The 13,210-nt window shown below is 59.8% G+C and carries 14 protein-coding genes and 1 pseudogene; 5 read left to right on the forward strand and 10 right to left on the reverse strand.

What is annotated here, in order from left to right; all coding sequences use genetic code 11:
- Nucleotides 1–2: 2 nt before the first annotated feature.
- From NO978_RS14265 to NO978_RS14280, 4 genes are all read right to left on the reverse strand, one after another.
- Nucleotides 3–878: a succinate dehydrogenase/fumarate reductase iron-sulfur subunit gene (locus tag NO978_RS14265; protein WP_257300263.1), complete on the reverse strand. Its 876-nt coding sequence runs from the start codon at nt 876–878 to the stop codon at nt 3–5.
- Nucleotides 875–1,246, reverse strand: coding sequence for a succinate dehydrogenase (locus tag NO978_RS14270; RefSeq protein ID WP_369684146.1), 372 nt, complete (start codon nt 1,244–1,246; stop codon nt 875–877). The genes NO978_RS14265 and NO978_RS14270 overlap by 4 nt, the downstream gene beginning before the upstream one ends.
- Nucleotide 1,247: 1 nt before the next feature.
- On the reverse strand, nt 1,248–1,685 hold the full coding sequence (gene sdhC, locus NO978_RS14275) for a succinate dehydrogenase, cytochrome b556 subunit (protein ID WP_257300265.1): 438 nt from the start codon (nt 1,683–1,685) through the stop codon (nt 1,248–1,250).
- Nucleotides 1,686–1,782: 97 nt separating this feature from the next.
- Nucleotides 1,783–2,826, reverse strand: a complete 1,044-nt coding sequence (locus NO978_RS14280) for a succinylglutamate desuccinylase/aspartoacylase family protein (protein ID WP_257300266.1) — start codon at nt 2,824–2,826, stop codon at nt 1,783–1,785.
- Between the two features lie 191 nt (nt 2,827–3,017).
- Between NO978_RS14280 and NO978_RS14285 the strand changes: the two genes are divergently transcribed.
- Together NO978_RS14285 and NO978_RS14290 are read left to right on the forward strand one after the other, a co-directional pair.
- The gene (locus NO978_RS14285) at nt 3,018–3,770 is read left to right on the forward strand and encodes a GNAT family N-acetyltransferase (RefSeq protein WP_257300267.1); all 753 of its coding nucleotides are present in this window, start codon (nt 3,018–3,020) and stop codon (nt 3,768–3,770) included.
- Between the two features lie 79 nt (nt 3,771–3,849).
- On the forward strand, nt 3,850–5,208 hold the full coding sequence (locus NO978_RS14290; RefSeq protein WP_257300268.1) for a RimK family alpha-L-glutamate ligase: 1,359 nt from the start codon (nt 3,850–3,852) through the stop codon (nt 5,206–5,208).
- Nucleotides 5,209–5,213: 5 nt separating this feature from the next.
- On the opposite strand, the gene NO978_RS14295 is transcribed toward NO978_RS14290, so the two are convergent.
- The 6 genes and pseudogenes from NO978_RS14295 to NO978_RS14320 all read right to left on the reverse strand — a co-directional run.
- Nucleotides 5,214–5,810, reverse strand: a complete 597-nt coding sequence (locus NO978_RS14295) for a hypothetical protein (protein ID WP_257300269.1) — start codon at nt 5,808–5,810, stop codon at nt 5,214–5,216.
- A 211-nt stretch (nt 5,811–6,021) separates the two neighbouring features.
- The gene (locus NO978_RS14300) at nt 6,022–6,354 is read right to left on the reverse strand and encodes an AzlD domain-containing protein (protein WP_257300270.1); all 333 of its coding nucleotides are present in this window, start codon (nt 6,352–6,354) and stop codon (nt 6,022–6,024) included.
- Nucleotides 6,351–7,028 (reverse strand): AzlC family ABC transporter permease, encoded by a 678-nt coding sequence (locus NO978_RS14305; protein WP_303647325.1) that lies wholly within the window; start codon nt 7,026–7,028, stop codon nt 6,351–6,353. The genes NO978_RS14300 and NO978_RS14305 overlap by 4 nt, the downstream gene beginning before the upstream one ends.
- 180 nt (nt 7,029–7,208) lie before the next feature.
- Nucleotides 7,209–7,481, reverse strand: a complete 273-nt coding sequence (locus NO978_RS14310) for a hypothetical protein (RefSeq protein WP_257300272.1) — start codon at nt 7,479–7,481, stop codon at nt 7,209–7,211.
- A complete protein-coding gene (locus tag NO978_RS14315) occupies nt 7,478–9,016 on the reverse strand; it encodes a Na+/H+ antiporter NhaC family protein (protein ID WP_257300273.1) in 1,539 nt (512 codons plus the stop codon). The genes NO978_RS14310 and NO978_RS14315 overlap by 4 nt, the downstream gene beginning before the upstream one ends.
- Nucleotides 9,017–9,305: 289 nt before the next feature.
- Nucleotides 9,306–9,482, reverse strand: a pseudogene (locus NO978_RS14320) (DNA-3-methyladenine glycosylase 2 family protein); the annotation flags it as partial.
- A gap of 56 nt (nt 9,483–9,538) precedes the next feature.
- Between NO978_RS14320 and NO978_RS14325 the strand changes: the two are divergent.
- The 3 genes from NO978_RS14325 (at nt 9,539) to NO978_RS14335 (ending at nt 13,042) form a co-directional block, all read left to right on the forward strand.
- A complete protein-coding gene (locus tag NO978_RS14325) occupies nt 9,539–10,051 on the forward strand; it encodes a hypothetical protein (RefSeq protein ID WP_257300274.1) in 513 nt (170 codons plus the stop codon).
- Nucleotides 10,048–11,025 (forward strand): site-specific integrase, encoded by a 978-nt coding sequence (locus NO978_RS14330; RefSeq protein WP_257300275.1) that lies wholly within the window; start codon nt 10,048–10,050, stop codon nt 11,023–11,025. Before NO978_RS14325 ends, NO978_RS14330 begins: the two co-directional genes overlap by 4 nt.
- Nucleotides 11,026–12,190: 1,165 nt before the next feature.
- Nucleotides 12,191–13,042, forward strand: coding sequence for a hypothetical protein (locus NO978_RS14335; RefSeq protein ID WP_257300276.1), 852 nt, complete (start codon nt 12,191–12,193; stop codon nt 13,040–13,042).
- The last annotated feature ends 168 nt before the right edge of the window (nt 13,043–13,210 follow it).

The raw sequence follows: 13,210 nt of genomic DNA on the forward strand, positions 1-13,210 counted from the left end.
GATTACCAGAACTTGAGGTTGTTCTTGACCGCCTCGCGCTTGAGCTCCTGGATGTGCTCGGTGAGGGGGATGTCCTTCGGGCAGACCTCGGTACAGGAGAACTGGGTCTGGCACCGCCAGACGCCGTGTTCCTGCTCGAGGATGCGGAGTCGATGCTCCTTCAGCTCCTCCTCGTCCTCCCGCTCGTCCATGTAGAACCGGTAGGCCTTGTTGATGGCCGCCGGTCCGAGGTACTCGTTGTCGCCCGCGGCGACGTTACACGAGGACATGCAAGCCCCACACCAGATGCAGCGCGTGGACATCTTGATCTTCTCCCTGTTCTCACGACTCTGTCGCTGTTCCTCCGACGGTACGTCCTCCGACTGGAAATACGGCTCGACTGCGTGCATCTGGTCGTAGAAGTGCTCCATGTCCACGACGAGGTCCTTGACCACGTCCTGGTGCGGGAGCGGCTCGATGCGGACCGGCTCGGCCATCTCCGAGAGCTGGGTCTTGCAGCAGAGGCGCTGCCGACCGTTGACGAACATCGCGTCGGAGCCACAGACCGCCTGTCGGCACGAGTGCCGGAACGTCAGCGACGAGTCGTAGTGGTCCCGCGCGTACATGAGCGCGTCGAGGACGGTCATCCCCTTCGTGTACGGGACGTAGAAGTCGTCGAAGCGGGGCTCCTGCTTGTCCTCCACCTCGGGGTCGTACCGGAACACCTTGAGGTGGACCGACTCCTCGGCTGCCCGCAGCTCGTCTTCGGCTTTCTTCTCCGACTCGCGGTACTCTCGCTTGGCCGCCTTGTCCGCCATCCGGCGCTCCTGATGGGACTCGCCGGCCGGTTCCGTCTCGGTCTCTGCCTCGGTCTCTGTCTCTGGAACTTGCGTACTCATGCTAAGAACCCGTTCATGTACAGCGCGACTCGCGTCCCCTGTGCGATCAGCAGGAGGCCGGCCAGCCCGAGAATGGCCTTGACGGCCGTCTTGGGCGTGCCGGAGATACCCTGGTTGACGAGGGCGTTGTAGACGCCGTTGACCCCGTGGAACGTCGCCGTCACGAGGAACAGCCACATCGTCGCGAAGTAGCCCACGTCCTGCATCCGCGTCTGCGTGCCCATGAGCGTAATCTCGAACGCGTGGTGGTAGAAGTGGAGCAGGAAGAAGTGGAACGCCAGCACGACGACCAGGAACGCGGCCGTCACGCGCTGGAGGAGCCACATGCGTCCGCCCCGCTCGAAGGAAGTGGGTGCGCCTGCCGACATCTCAGGCACCCCCGATTCCCGCCATGAACGTCGGTACGCTCGCGATGACGATAGCACCGGTCAGCACGAGCGACGCGTAGAACGTCTTATCTTGCGATTCGAGCCCGATGCCGAGGTCGACCAGCAGCAGGCGGATGCCGTTCAGGATGTGGAAGACGGCGACCGCGAGCAGTCCGACCTCGAGCAGTCGGACGATGAACGTGCTCTCGAGCAGCGAGAGCGTGTTGGTGTACACGCTGACCTGCTCGCCTGCGCTGTTGGTCACCATCTCTCCCTGCTGTGCCGGAATTGCCGTACTCAGGACGGCGATGTGGGTGAACAGGTAGCCCACGAGGACCCATCCCGTGAACTTGTGGAAGATCCACGCCCACATGCCGGCCGAGAACTCCTTCCAGCGACTGAAGTCCTCGACGAGGCCACGATTGTAAGACTGGCTCATACTCTCTGTCCGAGGGTTGGACCGTGGGGGTATAGAAGTTACTTCTTTCGCGGCCCCTGCCGGAAGTTGCCCCGAACGGCTCGGTGCGCCAGTGGCGTCAGGACCGTCCCGCGGGGGGTGACTGCTCCTGCTTGACCGCGTGCAGCGTCGTCTGGTCGAGTTCGACGAGGTGACAGAGCGGGTTCCCCGGGTAGACGACCGGGTTCTCCAGCACCCCGACGAGGACGCCCGTGAACGGTGCATCGACGTGGGTCTGGTCCGTCTTGAACGGGCTGGTGATGGTGCAGATGCTGTCGCCCTCGTGGACGAGCGACCCGCACTCGTAGTGCATATCGACCATCCCGCCGACGTCGGCGCGGAGCCACGTCTTCTCGTCGTTCTCCTCGATGACGGTGCGCCAGCCGGGCCAGCGGACCGCCTCGGTGTCGAGCATCCCGTACTCCGCGAGGACGCTCATCACCCCGTCGAGAGCCTTGTCGATGAACTGTCGCTGGAAGCGGTGTGCCTCGCCCATCTCGACGGTGATGGTGGGGACCCCGGCCTCCGTGGCCTCGGTGCGGAGCGAGCCGCTGGGCCCTTCGCTGGAGATGATGACATTCGAGGCGAACGCGTGGGCGACCCGGTTCGCGCCCTCGTGGCCGGTGTCGGCGCGGACGTGGAGCATGTTGGTCCGGCCCCGGGTCGAGGTGTGGAGGTCGATGCCGAAGTCACAGGGCTCGACGAAGTTCGTGAAGATGCGATATGCCATCCGCTTCGCGCTCGTCGACTCCTCGTGCCCGGGGAACGACCGGTTCAGGTCGCGGTCGTAGATCGGGAGGTAGCGCTGCTGGGCGAGGAAGCCGGGAACGTTGAGCACGGGCATGCAGACGAGACAGCCCTGGAGGTCCTCGAGCGGCCACTCGTGGGCGACCTCGCGGACGACCTCGATGCCGTTGAGCTCGTCGCCGTGGGCCGCCGCGGAGAGGAACCCGGTCGGGCCGGGCTGCTCGCCGTTGATGATGGTGACCGGGATTCGGACCGGGTCGCCGAGATACGTCTCGCTGATACCGTACCTGATGTTCGCGGTCTCGCCGGGGTCGACGCGCCCGCCGTTGTAGGTGAAGGGCTCGTTGTCCCCCGAGGGGACCGTGTCCGATGCCATACCTCACCTGCGACGCCCACGGCATAAGAGTGTGTGCGTCCGACGCCACCGCGGAGACGGAGTCCCTGGGTGTAGACTCGATAGCCCGAAAACTGCAGACGGTTGGTTTGCTCTGACTCGAAAGTGGACGAACGACCACTCGTGCTCGCCGTTGGCGGAGTATTATGTCAGTTCCCGTCCAAGGGAACCGTATGCAGATTCGGGATGCAACCGCCGACGACTTCGAGGCGTTACGGGCCGTCGCAGCGGCGTCGCTCCACGACTCCTACCACCACATGCTCGACCCGAAGACGATCGACGAGGCGCTGGAGGAGTGGTACGCGGCCGACCTGCTCGCCCAGCAGCTCGCGGACGACGACGCCGTCCTCCTCGTCGCCGAGGACGACGCCGGCATCGTCGCCTTCTCCCAGAGCGAAATCATGGGGAAGACGCCGGCCGATGGGCGCATCCTCTGGCTCCACGTCCACCCCGACCACCGGGGCCACGGCTACGGCTCGCGGCTGCTGACCCGGACGAAGGAGGCACTGGTCGACCACGGCGCACAGCAGATCTCCGGGGCGGTCCTCGACGGGAACCGGCACGGGAACGAGTTCTACAGGGCCCACGGCTTCGAACGTGCCGGCGACCGCACCGTCACGGTCGCCGACGAGACGCTGACCGAGAACGTGTTCGTCGCCACCGACGAGGAACACGTCGAGTGGGAGTCGCTCGACGAGGTCACGCTCGGGGACGAAACCGCTTACGTGAACTACGCCGAGGCCCACCGCGGCACCGAGGGCCAGTTCTACGAGGCGTACGTCGACGCCGAGCGCGAACGGCGCTACGGGCTGTTCTGTGGGGCCTGCAACTCGTTCGACAACGCCATGGGACCGATGGAAGAGGTCGTCTGCAACAGCTGCGGGAACCGCCGGAAGGCAACGCGCTGGGACGCGGCGTACCTCTGACGGCCCAGAACCGTGCACAGCCGGGGCAGGGCGGCTGGGAACTGGCAACGCTTTTGATGTGGGGTCGAGTGAATCCGTTATGGGTACATCTTCTCCAGTGACCGTGGGGGTTCTCAGTCTCCACAGCAGCAAGGAATCGAAGGCGATCTGCAACGCGGTCGAGGAACTGGGGCACGAGCCGGAGTGGCTCCGCACCGAGAACACCTCGATACGTGTCGGTCCCGAGGGAACCACACTCAAGCCGAACGTGGACGTCATCGCGAACCGGATGCTGCTCTCGAACACCGAACAGCCCTGTGAGGAACTCGGACTGGCGAACACGCTTTCGACGCTGCGACCGATGCTGAACGAGCCGTCGGCGACGCTCCGGGCGACCCACAAGATTGCGAGCGCCGCGGCCCTCGCGGACAACGACATCCAGGTCCCCGAGGCGCTGATGGCGCTCGACAGCGACGAGCTGAACGCTCACCGGGAGGAGTTCGGCGAGGAGGCCGTCTACAAGACCGCCATCGGGACCCACGGCGGCGGCACCTGGAAGGTCGGAGAGGGCGAATCGGTCAACGCGAAGGTCGGGAACCGCTACGCGTTCCTGCAGAAACTCATCGAGCGCGACGGCGAGCGTCACCGCGACATCCGTGTCTACGTCGTCGGCGACAAGGTCGTCGGCGCGATGTACCGCTACGCGCCGGACAACGACTGGCGGACGAACGTCGCACTGGGCGGCGACGTGCAGGACGCGACCGGCGACCTGCCGACCGAGGTCAAGAAGATCGCGAAGCGGTCCACCTCGGTCGTCGGCCTCGACTACGCCGGCGTGGACATCGTCGAGGGCGACGACGGGTGGTTCGTCCTCGAGGTCAACCCCACAGCCGGGTTCAAGGGGCTGTACAAGGCGACCGAGCGGTCGCCCGCGCCGTACATCGCGAAGCTCGCCATCGAGGAGGCCGGCGGCGAGGTCGACGACGAGCGGGTACGCGAGCTCTCAGCGACGCTCGACGACTCGATGCCGGCGTGTGCACCCATCAAGTCGAAGACGAAGAGCGACGAGCCGCTCGTCGTCGGCTACACCGAGGAGGTCGTCGTCTCGGGAACCTCCGGCTCGAAGACGGTCTTCGCGAAGTCGGACACCGGGGCGACCCGGACCAGCATCGACACCCGGCTGGCGGCCGACGTCGGCGCTGGCCCGATCAAGTCGGTGATGCGCGTGAAGTCCGGGAGCCTGAAGCAGGGCAAGTCCCGCCCGGTCGTCGACCTCGTGGTCGGCGTCGGGGGCCAACAGCACACCGTCACCGCGAGCGTCGAGGACCGCTCGCACATGGACTACCCCATCCTCCTCGGCCGGGACATCCTCGAGAACTACCAGGTCGACGTGTCGAAGCGCGTCGACGCCACGGGCGACGACGATGACCGCGAGGAAGAGGAGGAGACGCTCGAGTAGCGTCGCTACCCGTCGATTTCTTCGCTCGCCGGGAGCAGGCTGCGTTCTTCGCCGTACATCTCTGCGATACCGGTCAGTGTAACTGCGAGCGCGAGCGCGGCGGCGACGCCGAGTCCGGGTCCGGCCGTGAGCGGGCCGACACCGGTCGCGAGAACGGCAGTGAGACAGAGCCCGGTCATGCCTATCGAGAGGTAGTACTGTCGCCAGGGCCGTCGGTCGGCATCGTCGTCCATCGTCTCGACATCGAGATAGACGGCCAGTCCGTCACAGTCGTCGCTGAGTCGGAGGTCTCCCTGCGACGAGTCGTACTCGACGAGTCCGAGGTCGTGTAGTTTCGGAAGGTGCGTCTGGTGGAGGGCGATGTACACCCGCTTCCGCTCGTCGGAGGTCACCTGCGCGACGGGTTTGTCAGTCTCGCGCGCGGCGATGTGACGGGCCACCTCCCCCTTCGTGGTCCGGCCGTCCTCCTGTCGGAGCAGGTGGCGCAACGTCTCGCGCCGTCGGTCGTTCGAGAGCGCCTCGAACAGTTCCCCCTTCGACGGCCCTCCCCCTTCTGGTGGTCGGTTCGTCTCGGTCGTGGTGGTCGTAGTCGTGGTTCCCATGGTTCCCCATTCCCTGACAGGTGGGAATGACACTTGTCCAAGTTGTGGCCACCACACTTAATAGTGTGGCTTTATCAGGGATTCGGCCGCATCACCCAATACCAACTTCTTTGCGGCCCTTTTAACAGACATAACCATTGGAATCCGACGAATGGTCAGAAACCTTCGATGCCCGGGCGAAAACGGGGCTTTCGAAGGTTCCCAGGTCGGTTCAGACGAGCGCGCCGACCAGCCAGAGCACTCCCATCCCGACCGCGATGGTCGCGAGCACGTTCTCGGTCCGCCAGGCGACACCTGCGGCGACGGCTGCTGCGATCACCTTCGGGGGCGCTGCGACGACCGCGCCGCTGGGGGCGAGCGCGACGACGGCCGGCACCACCAGCGCGGCGAGCACCGCCGCCGGGACGAGCTCCAGGGTCCGTTCGACACGAGGTGGAACGTCGTCGATCCGGCCGAACAGCAGGACAAAGGAGAGCCGGAGTGCGAGCGTGATGAGGCCGACCGCGACGACGATACCCCACAGCGTCGTCGTATCGTAGCTCATGCGTCTTCCTCCATCTCACCGGGTCGTTCGTCGGCCGGCCAGTCGGTGAACGTGTCGACGAGCACACCGACGGTCAGCCCGGTGAGCGCCGCGGCCACGAGCCCGAGGTCGAGCGGGAGTGCGGCCGCCGGGACGGCCACGCCGCCGGCGACCACGCCGACGAGGCCGCTGAGCTGGTCCTTCAGCGACGGCACGAGCAGCGCGAGGAACGTCAGCGGCACGGCGAACTCCAGCGACAGCCCGGGTGGCACGCTCCCGCCGACGACGACGCCGACGGCCGTCGAGACGACCCAGACAGTCCAGAGACTGAGCGCTGCACCGAGGTAGTACCAGCGACGACGACCGATACCGGTCTCGTCGTCGCGGAACTCCGTGACGGCCACGGCGTAGGACTGGTCGGTCAGCGCGTACGCGGAGAGCCACTTCCACGGCGGCGAGAAGTCACGGAAGTACGGCGCGATGGACGCGCTGTACATCAGGTAGCGGAGGTTGACGACGGCGGCGGTCACGACGACGACGGCGACGGGAGCGCTGTCGCCCACCAGCTCGATGAGTGCGAGCTGGGAGGCGCCGGCGAAGATGACCACTGACATCGCGACAGTCTGGACCGCGCCGAAGCCGGCGTCGATTGCACTGATACCGGTGATGAGTCCGAACGGGACGACGCCGAGCATGAACGGACCGATCGCCCGGGCACCCTCGGCCGCGTCGCTCCGGACGCTCACTCGCGAGTCACCTCGGTATCACGACGGACGCCTGTCATCGTCGGGGCGACGACACCGAGGCAAATAGGTCGTTGGTTCCCGGGTACCTTCGCCGTCTCTGTCGCCGGGACCGGTCGGTCAGGGAGTCTGCTACAGCCCCCGGCCGTCGACGACCTCGACGAGGACTGCACCGCCGGTGTGGGTCGTCTCGTCGAACGATTCGACGCGGACCAGCACCCGCTCGTCGACCAGCGTGGACGGGTCGTCGATACCGGACACCGAGAGCCGCGAGTCGCCGATTCGAAGGAGCGCCTCACCGTTCTGGACGCCGCTGACGAACGCGGTCACCTCGTCGCCGGGGGCGAACGAGGGGGTGGCTGTTCGGAAGCCGATACCGGCGAACACCGCAGAGAGGAAGCTCATACGCGCTCCACCTCGGCGGACTGGCGGTCGTGGACGTACTCGCGACCGTAGCCGGTCCACGCGGCGAAGACGAACACCGCCACGAGGAACCAGCCGTGGAAGACGTACGGCCAGACGGTCACCGGATTGACGACCATCGACTCGGTGAACCAGGGGACGCTCTCGGTCAGGCTCGTCATCGCACCGTACCCCGCGAGCAGGCCGCCACCCCACGGGAAGATGTACCCGAGGGCGGAGGTGTTCGCGTCGAGGATGTTGGCGCGCCGGTAGCCGTTCAGGTTGAACCGCCCACCCAGCCGCGCGATGTACGGCGCGATGGCTATCTCGGCCGCGGTGTTGATGGTAATCGTCCCGTTGACGAGCGCGGTCCCCAGCACCATCGTCAGCTCCGTGCGGCGGACCGTCGTCGCGACCGACCCGATGAGGAAGTCCAGGATGGCCTCGAAGCCGCCGCCGCGGATCATGATCTCCGCGGCCGCGACGATGAGCAGCGTCAGGACGATGAGCGGGAAGAACCCGACCGCGCCGTTGTAGAGCGCGCCACCGACGGCGACGGACTCGTCGGACCCGGCCAGTCGGACGATGGGGAGCCACGTGAGTTCGGAGGCGAGGCTCGTCTCCGCGGGCGCGACGAACACGAGGATGTCGGCCAGCGAGGAGAGGCCGAGGAGGAGGTTCGCTGCGATGGCGGTCAGCAGCCCCCACGAGACGGCCTCGACGATGTGACGACCCTGTATCGCCGTCACGATGACGACGCCCATCGAGACCAGGTGGACGAGGCCGACCGCGTTCGCCTGTTCGGCGAGGCTCGTCCCGGCACCGGTGACTTCGATACCGGACATCGACAGGCCGGCGATGACGTAGGCAACGAACGCGAACACCGCGGCGACGAGCGCGTACTTCAGCCGCGAGGAGACGACGCCGCCGATGTCGGCGTCCTGTGTGACCGCGCTCACGATGGTCGTGTCCGAGACCGGTGCGAGGTTGTCGCCGAACACCGCCCCGGAGAGGATTGCGGCGAACAGCAGCGTCGGGTTCGCGCCGAGCAGGATGCCGGCCGGGAACACGACGGTCGTGAACGTGATCGCGGTCCCGTAGCCGGTCCCGATGCCGGTCGCGAGGAGGGCCGCGAGCACGAACGTCAGGGCCGGGAAGAGGTCTCCGGCGACGCCGGTGACGTCAGCGGCCCAGACGAGGCCGTTCACGAACTGGCCGGCCTGCAGGACGTTCGCGAACATGCCGGCCCAGAGCCACGCGACGACCGCCGTCGCGGCCACGCGCTGTGTCATCCCGTCGAAGATGGTGTCGGCGTAGTCCTTCCACGAGCCCTTCACCAGGAACAGTCCGGCGATGAGGCCGACGAGCATGCCGACGACCAGCCCTTGCGTGTCGCCGACGCCGAGGACGCCGCTCTGGAAGATGGCCCAGACGACGAAGACGGCGAGCGGGATCGCACTCGCGGCACGCCCACCGTAGAACTCCAGGTCGGGTGGCTCCGATTCCTCGATAGCATCGAGCGATTCCGTCTCTTCCATGGAGAAGGCGGTAACTGGCCCACTGGATAAAACAGCACGAAACTATCCGATAGTTTTCGTCTGGCTGTTGTGTGAGCGAGTGCCATCAGCCCAGTTCTCCTCAGATGAGACGGTAACAGGCTCAGCACTCTCTTGGTGCGAGTGAAACCTGCGAGGGTGGTTCGATATTTTATGCTTCGACGGACGTTTCCTTGGGCTAATTTTATGTCTATTATCGAGAGAACTACACTGCCTGGGAAACGCTCGTAAACCGGTGTCAGGTTTGCGGCGGTCTGACTGTGATTGACAGTCAGTCGACGGTCCGCCAGAGGTAGAGCGAGGCGTACGAGCGGTACGGGCGCCAGCGCTCGGCCGTCTCCACCATCTCGCCGCGAGTCAGGTCGTCGCCGTAGAGCGCGGACATCCCGTTCCGGATGCCGAGATCTTCGACCGGGAACACGTCCGAACGCGCGAGACTGAACATGAGCTGCTTCTTAAAAAGTACCACTTGGTTTTTTCTTGGTTGGGTGCGATTCGGTCCATATGGGAGATAAAAGGAAACCACAACTAAACATGACCCTTGACGAAGGGCAGAAAGAGGAATGGAAGGAAGCAGTAGAAGAGGATAATCGATTTTCCTCCCTGAGTCAACTAATCCGTACCTCAGTCGAGAGGGAGCTTTCTGGGGGTCATGACTCAAACCGGGATGGAAAGCAGATAGCAAAGCTTGTTGAGAAAGTCGGTAAGCTGGAAAACCAAATCAATGCCCTTTCGGTCGATTTAGGCGAAATGAGAGGAATAGTTGAGAGTCAACAACCGTCTTACTCTCATCTCAAGAGCGAGGCTTTCGCTGTATTGCCGGATGGAGACATGGCTTCTCCTATGTCTCCCGAAGAAGTAGCTTCAGAGGTTGGGGGACCGGTCGATGCAGAGACGATGGAGGATGTTTTAGACGAGTTAGCTGCTTCAACCGGACAAGTTCGGGCAATATACAGGGAAAACGAAGTAGGGGAGCAAATTCCCCGCTATCGGAAGAAGGGGGATAAGATGCAATGAATTTCCCCGAACCCGTCTCAGAGTGGCTTAAAGATAAAGAACAAGAATACGACTCACAGCACTCCTACAAAACGCGAAAGAGCGACGTTAAGCAGTTCATTGAGTGGTTAGACGATACTGGTAGGGATTGGGAGCCTGTTGAACAAGAACGACACAAGAGGCTCTTACACCGATATTTCCTCTCCCTCAATGGGAATAAAGACGAAAAGGGATATGCCCGGAAAACCGTATCAAGTCGGTGGGCTAGTATCAAGCTCATGTATAGCGAATTTGCGGGTTTCTACGCTTATTTGGATGAAACCCCTTTCGAGAATCTGAAAAAGAAAAGCACGTATCTGCCCGATGCAAACCAGAATGAAGCGAGTAGTTCTAAGCCCTATATCACCAAACAGCAGAAGATTGAGCTAGTCGATAATGTCCCCTCTCCCAAGTTCCGTAATGAAGTTATTATTGAGACGATGTTTCAAACGGGGCTACGGCAAAGCTCTATTGCGAACTTGAAGATTGAGGATGTGAACCTGAAAGAGAACAAGCTTGAGGAATTTTACTGTCCGAAGGTAAACGACACTTTCACCAATTCGTTTTCTGACTCTCTGAATTGGCTACTTGATGAATGGATTAACGGTGGATACCGGGCAGGATACACCGGAGCTAACGAATCGGATTACCTGTTTCTGACTCACCGGAGCGAGAAAATCAGGGACGAAAGGCCGAATATCATTATCAAGAAAGCAGCAGAGAACGCGGGAATTCAAGAGGTTATGTACCAAGATAAGGCCGGAAGGAACCGATACAAAATAACATCTCATGCTATCCGTAGGGGTCATGCAATGTATCTCTGGAAGGAACCCCACGATGTAGACCTTCGGACTATCCAAGGCAGATTAAATCATTCCAGCTTACAAATGACGATGGAATACTTACCAATATCGCCGGATGACGAAGCAGATAAGCTTGAAGGAATCCAATTCTGATTGAGAATCTTAGTTCCTCTTCTGTGTTTTCTTTGGAATTGAGTTTTCGTTTTATTCTTTGTTATAGCAGGGTCGTGGTTTCTCAGCTTGATTCAATGTCCCTTCGTGAAAGGGAGTTGAAGGGGGTCGTGGGGGGTTTTTAACCGATGAAAATGAGATTGTTGGTTAACGACTTTCTTCAAATCGAAGCTCATTCTAAAACAAGAGAGACAGGCATTCAATGGAATCTATTCCCCCTCCTTAATCTGAGAAGGGGTATCCATCGTCCTACTCTATGGGGGTAGGTCTATCAGCATTGTATGTCTCTCAATTGCCTGAGAATCGATTTGAGAGGTTAGGCGAGAGGGATGAATCAGCTTGGGGGAGAAATGCTTAGAAACTATTCTGAGAGCTTTTAGATTATAATCTGATATTCAGAGTCAAGTGAAAAAATTAGAAGGAAAAGCAATTGGACTTCTTCAACAGATTCGATAGAGAGATTCAGCATTTGAAGCAAATTTCTATACCTAAATCTTGGAATTAAATATAATTTCAAGCTTTATTACGAGCAACGAACCGCACTACTGTCTTTCTAACTTAGCATCAAATTTTATACGAGTAATTTTTGTAAAGGGTATTCCCCCTCATCCTACTATAGTATAATAATAATTAATTATAGAGAAGAAGGAGGAAGGAAAGGAAAGGGGGACTATAGGGGGATAGGATAGGATGGAGGAAGAAGTGAGTTATCTATAGTATAGTACTAGTCTAGTATAGAGTACTGTAGATAATACAGACGAACAGCAACAGCATAGATAATAGTAGTATATTAGAGGAATACAGCAAGTAGTAGTAGTATATAGTTTATTGGAGGAAACAGCATCTATATCTTGAAAGAATAGACGAATAGGCTGATAGTGTTGTTCTAACCATAGAAGACTGCCGAGTATCGCAAGGAGCGTAGCGACTGAGAAACGCAGGCAGTCGAAAGAACATTAATTCCATAACTAACACACCGAAAGTTATTTAAGTCTATATCGTTAATATCTATATGAAACAAGTGAAAGAATATGGCTGATGAAGAAATAACTACAATTTCGGTTTCTAAGTCGTTCCGAAATAGACTGAGAAGTAATATTCCGAAGGGGACCACTTACGAATCTTTTCTGAAAGAAGAACTTGAATTATGAGGTATACAAATAGCCACTCCGAGAAAAGCGCAAAGACTGCTAATAGAGAAGAGCTTTCCGATGCATGGTTTGACGAAGAAGACGAAGACGACGACGAAATCACCTGTATTAATGCCAACCGGGTAACGGGAGAAGAGCTTCAATCTTCGTCCGAATCGTCTGGTTCTACTTCTTCGACAAGCTCTTCGAATTCCAGCAACGAAGAGGAAGAGTTAGCCGACGAACCCTTGACTTTCAAGGAAATCGAAGAGCTTGCCGAAGAGAAGGGAGTTAGCCCAACTGAGCTATGGAGGGAAGCTTCCAAGACTGAGGATTCTTCTTCCGGTCTTGAGAAGACCTTTGAAGCGGACCATATCGAGAGAAGTCTTTCCAGAAGGAAGAATAGCGGTTGGACCGAGGGAGGAAGCATAGCTTCTGAGTCTTCTTCTGCCTCTTCGTCTGCTTCTTCGAGTGAACTTTCCTCAAGTGACGATGGAATCGACCTAACCGTATCTGTCGATTCGACCGAGGAACCCACCAAATCCGAGCTTAAAAAGGAAGCTGCCCGCCAATTTGATTCAAGAGGGGGAGTCTGGCAGGAGATTGGAGAGGAGCTTGAGCAAGAGGTAGCTAATTCCCCTGATAGAGTCAAGACTTTGCATGACGGGAAAACTCACGTCTCTATTACGAACCTTGGAGACGATGAAAAGCGAACTGTTCGCACATCGTATCCTCCCCTCAAGGAAGAGCTTGAAAGAGTCGCCAAGGAGACGGATTTAGTAGGAATCAAGGGAGGCTCAGAGGATACAGTAGTGGTTGAGGCTTCTTCCCGGAACGCTGTTAGAGAATATCTGGATTTGGATGACTGAATCTTTCTCCGACAGTCTTGCCGACCTTGCTTCTTCCGAGGGTATGTGTTTACCCCGAGGTCTCGACAGCCGGCACAGCGTGAGCCCGTGAGATCATATCATTGCTGCTGACGACTCGACGAAGCTCTTCGTATGGATTGCGTCCCTGCTGGCGCCACGTCGCCAGCA

Source organism: Haloarchaeobius sp. FL176 (assembly GCF_024609245.1).
In the GTDB taxonomy this organism is placed as follows: Archaea; Halobacteriota; Halobacteria; order Halobacteriales; family Natrialbaceae; genus Haloarchaeobius.

Bases quoted from the DNA above. Each gene is read 5' to 3' on its own strand.
- NO978_RS14335 (WP_257300276.1), top strand. From the start codon at position 12,191: ATGAGGTATACAAATAGCCACTCCGAGAAAAGCGCAAAGACTGCTAAT.
- NO978_RS14330 (WP_257300275.1), top strand. From the start codon at position 10,048: ATGAATTTCCCCGAACCCGTCTCAGAGTGGCTTAAAGATAAAGAACAA.
- NO978_RS14285 (WP_257300267.1), top strand. From the start codon at position 3,018: ATGCAGATTCGGGATGCAACCGCCGACGACTTCGAGGCGTTACGGGCC.
- NO978_RS14270 (WP_369684146.1), bottom strand. From the start codon at position 1,246: ATGTCGGCAGGCGCACCCACTTCCTTCGAGCGGGGCGGACGCATGTGG.
- NO978_RS14305 (WP_303647325.1), bottom strand. From the start codon at position 7,028: ATGCTCGGCGTCGTCCCGTTCGGACTCATCACCGGTATCAGTGCAATC.
- NO978_RS14315 (WP_257300273.1), bottom strand. From the start codon at position 9,016: ATGGAAGAGACGGAATCGCTCGATGCTATCGAGGAATCGGAGCCACCC.
- sdhC (WP_257300265.1), bottom strand. From the start codon at position 1,685: ATGAGCCAGTCTTACAATCGTGGCCTCGTCGAGGACTTCAGTCGCTGG.
- NO978_RS14280 (WP_257300266.1), bottom strand. From the start codon at position 2,826: ATGGCATCGGACACGGTCCCCTCGGGGGACAACGAGCCCTTCACCTAC.
- NO978_RS14325 (WP_257300274.1), top strand. From the start codon at position 9,539: ATGGGAGATAAAAGGAAACCACAACTAAACATGACCCTTGACGAAGGG.
- NO978_RS14310 (WP_257300272.1), bottom strand. From the start codon at position 7,481: ATGAGCTTCCTCTCTGCGGTGTTCGCCGGTATCGGCTTCCGAACAGCC.
- NO978_RS14300 (WP_257300270.1), bottom strand. From the start codon at position 6,354: ATGAGCTACGATACGACGACGCTGTGGGGTATCGTCGTCGCGGTCGGC.
- NO978_RS14290 (WP_257300268.1), top strand. From the start codon at position 3,850: ATGGGTACATCTTCTCCAGTGACCGTGGGGGTTCTCAGTCTCCACAGC.
- NO978_RS14295 (WP_257300269.1), bottom strand. From the start codon at position 5,810: ATGGGAACCACGACTACGACCACCACGACCGAGACGAACCGACCACCA.
- NO978_RS14265 (WP_257300263.1), bottom strand. From the start codon at position 878: ATGAGTACGCAAGTTCCAGAGACAGAGACCGAGGCAGAGACCGAGACG.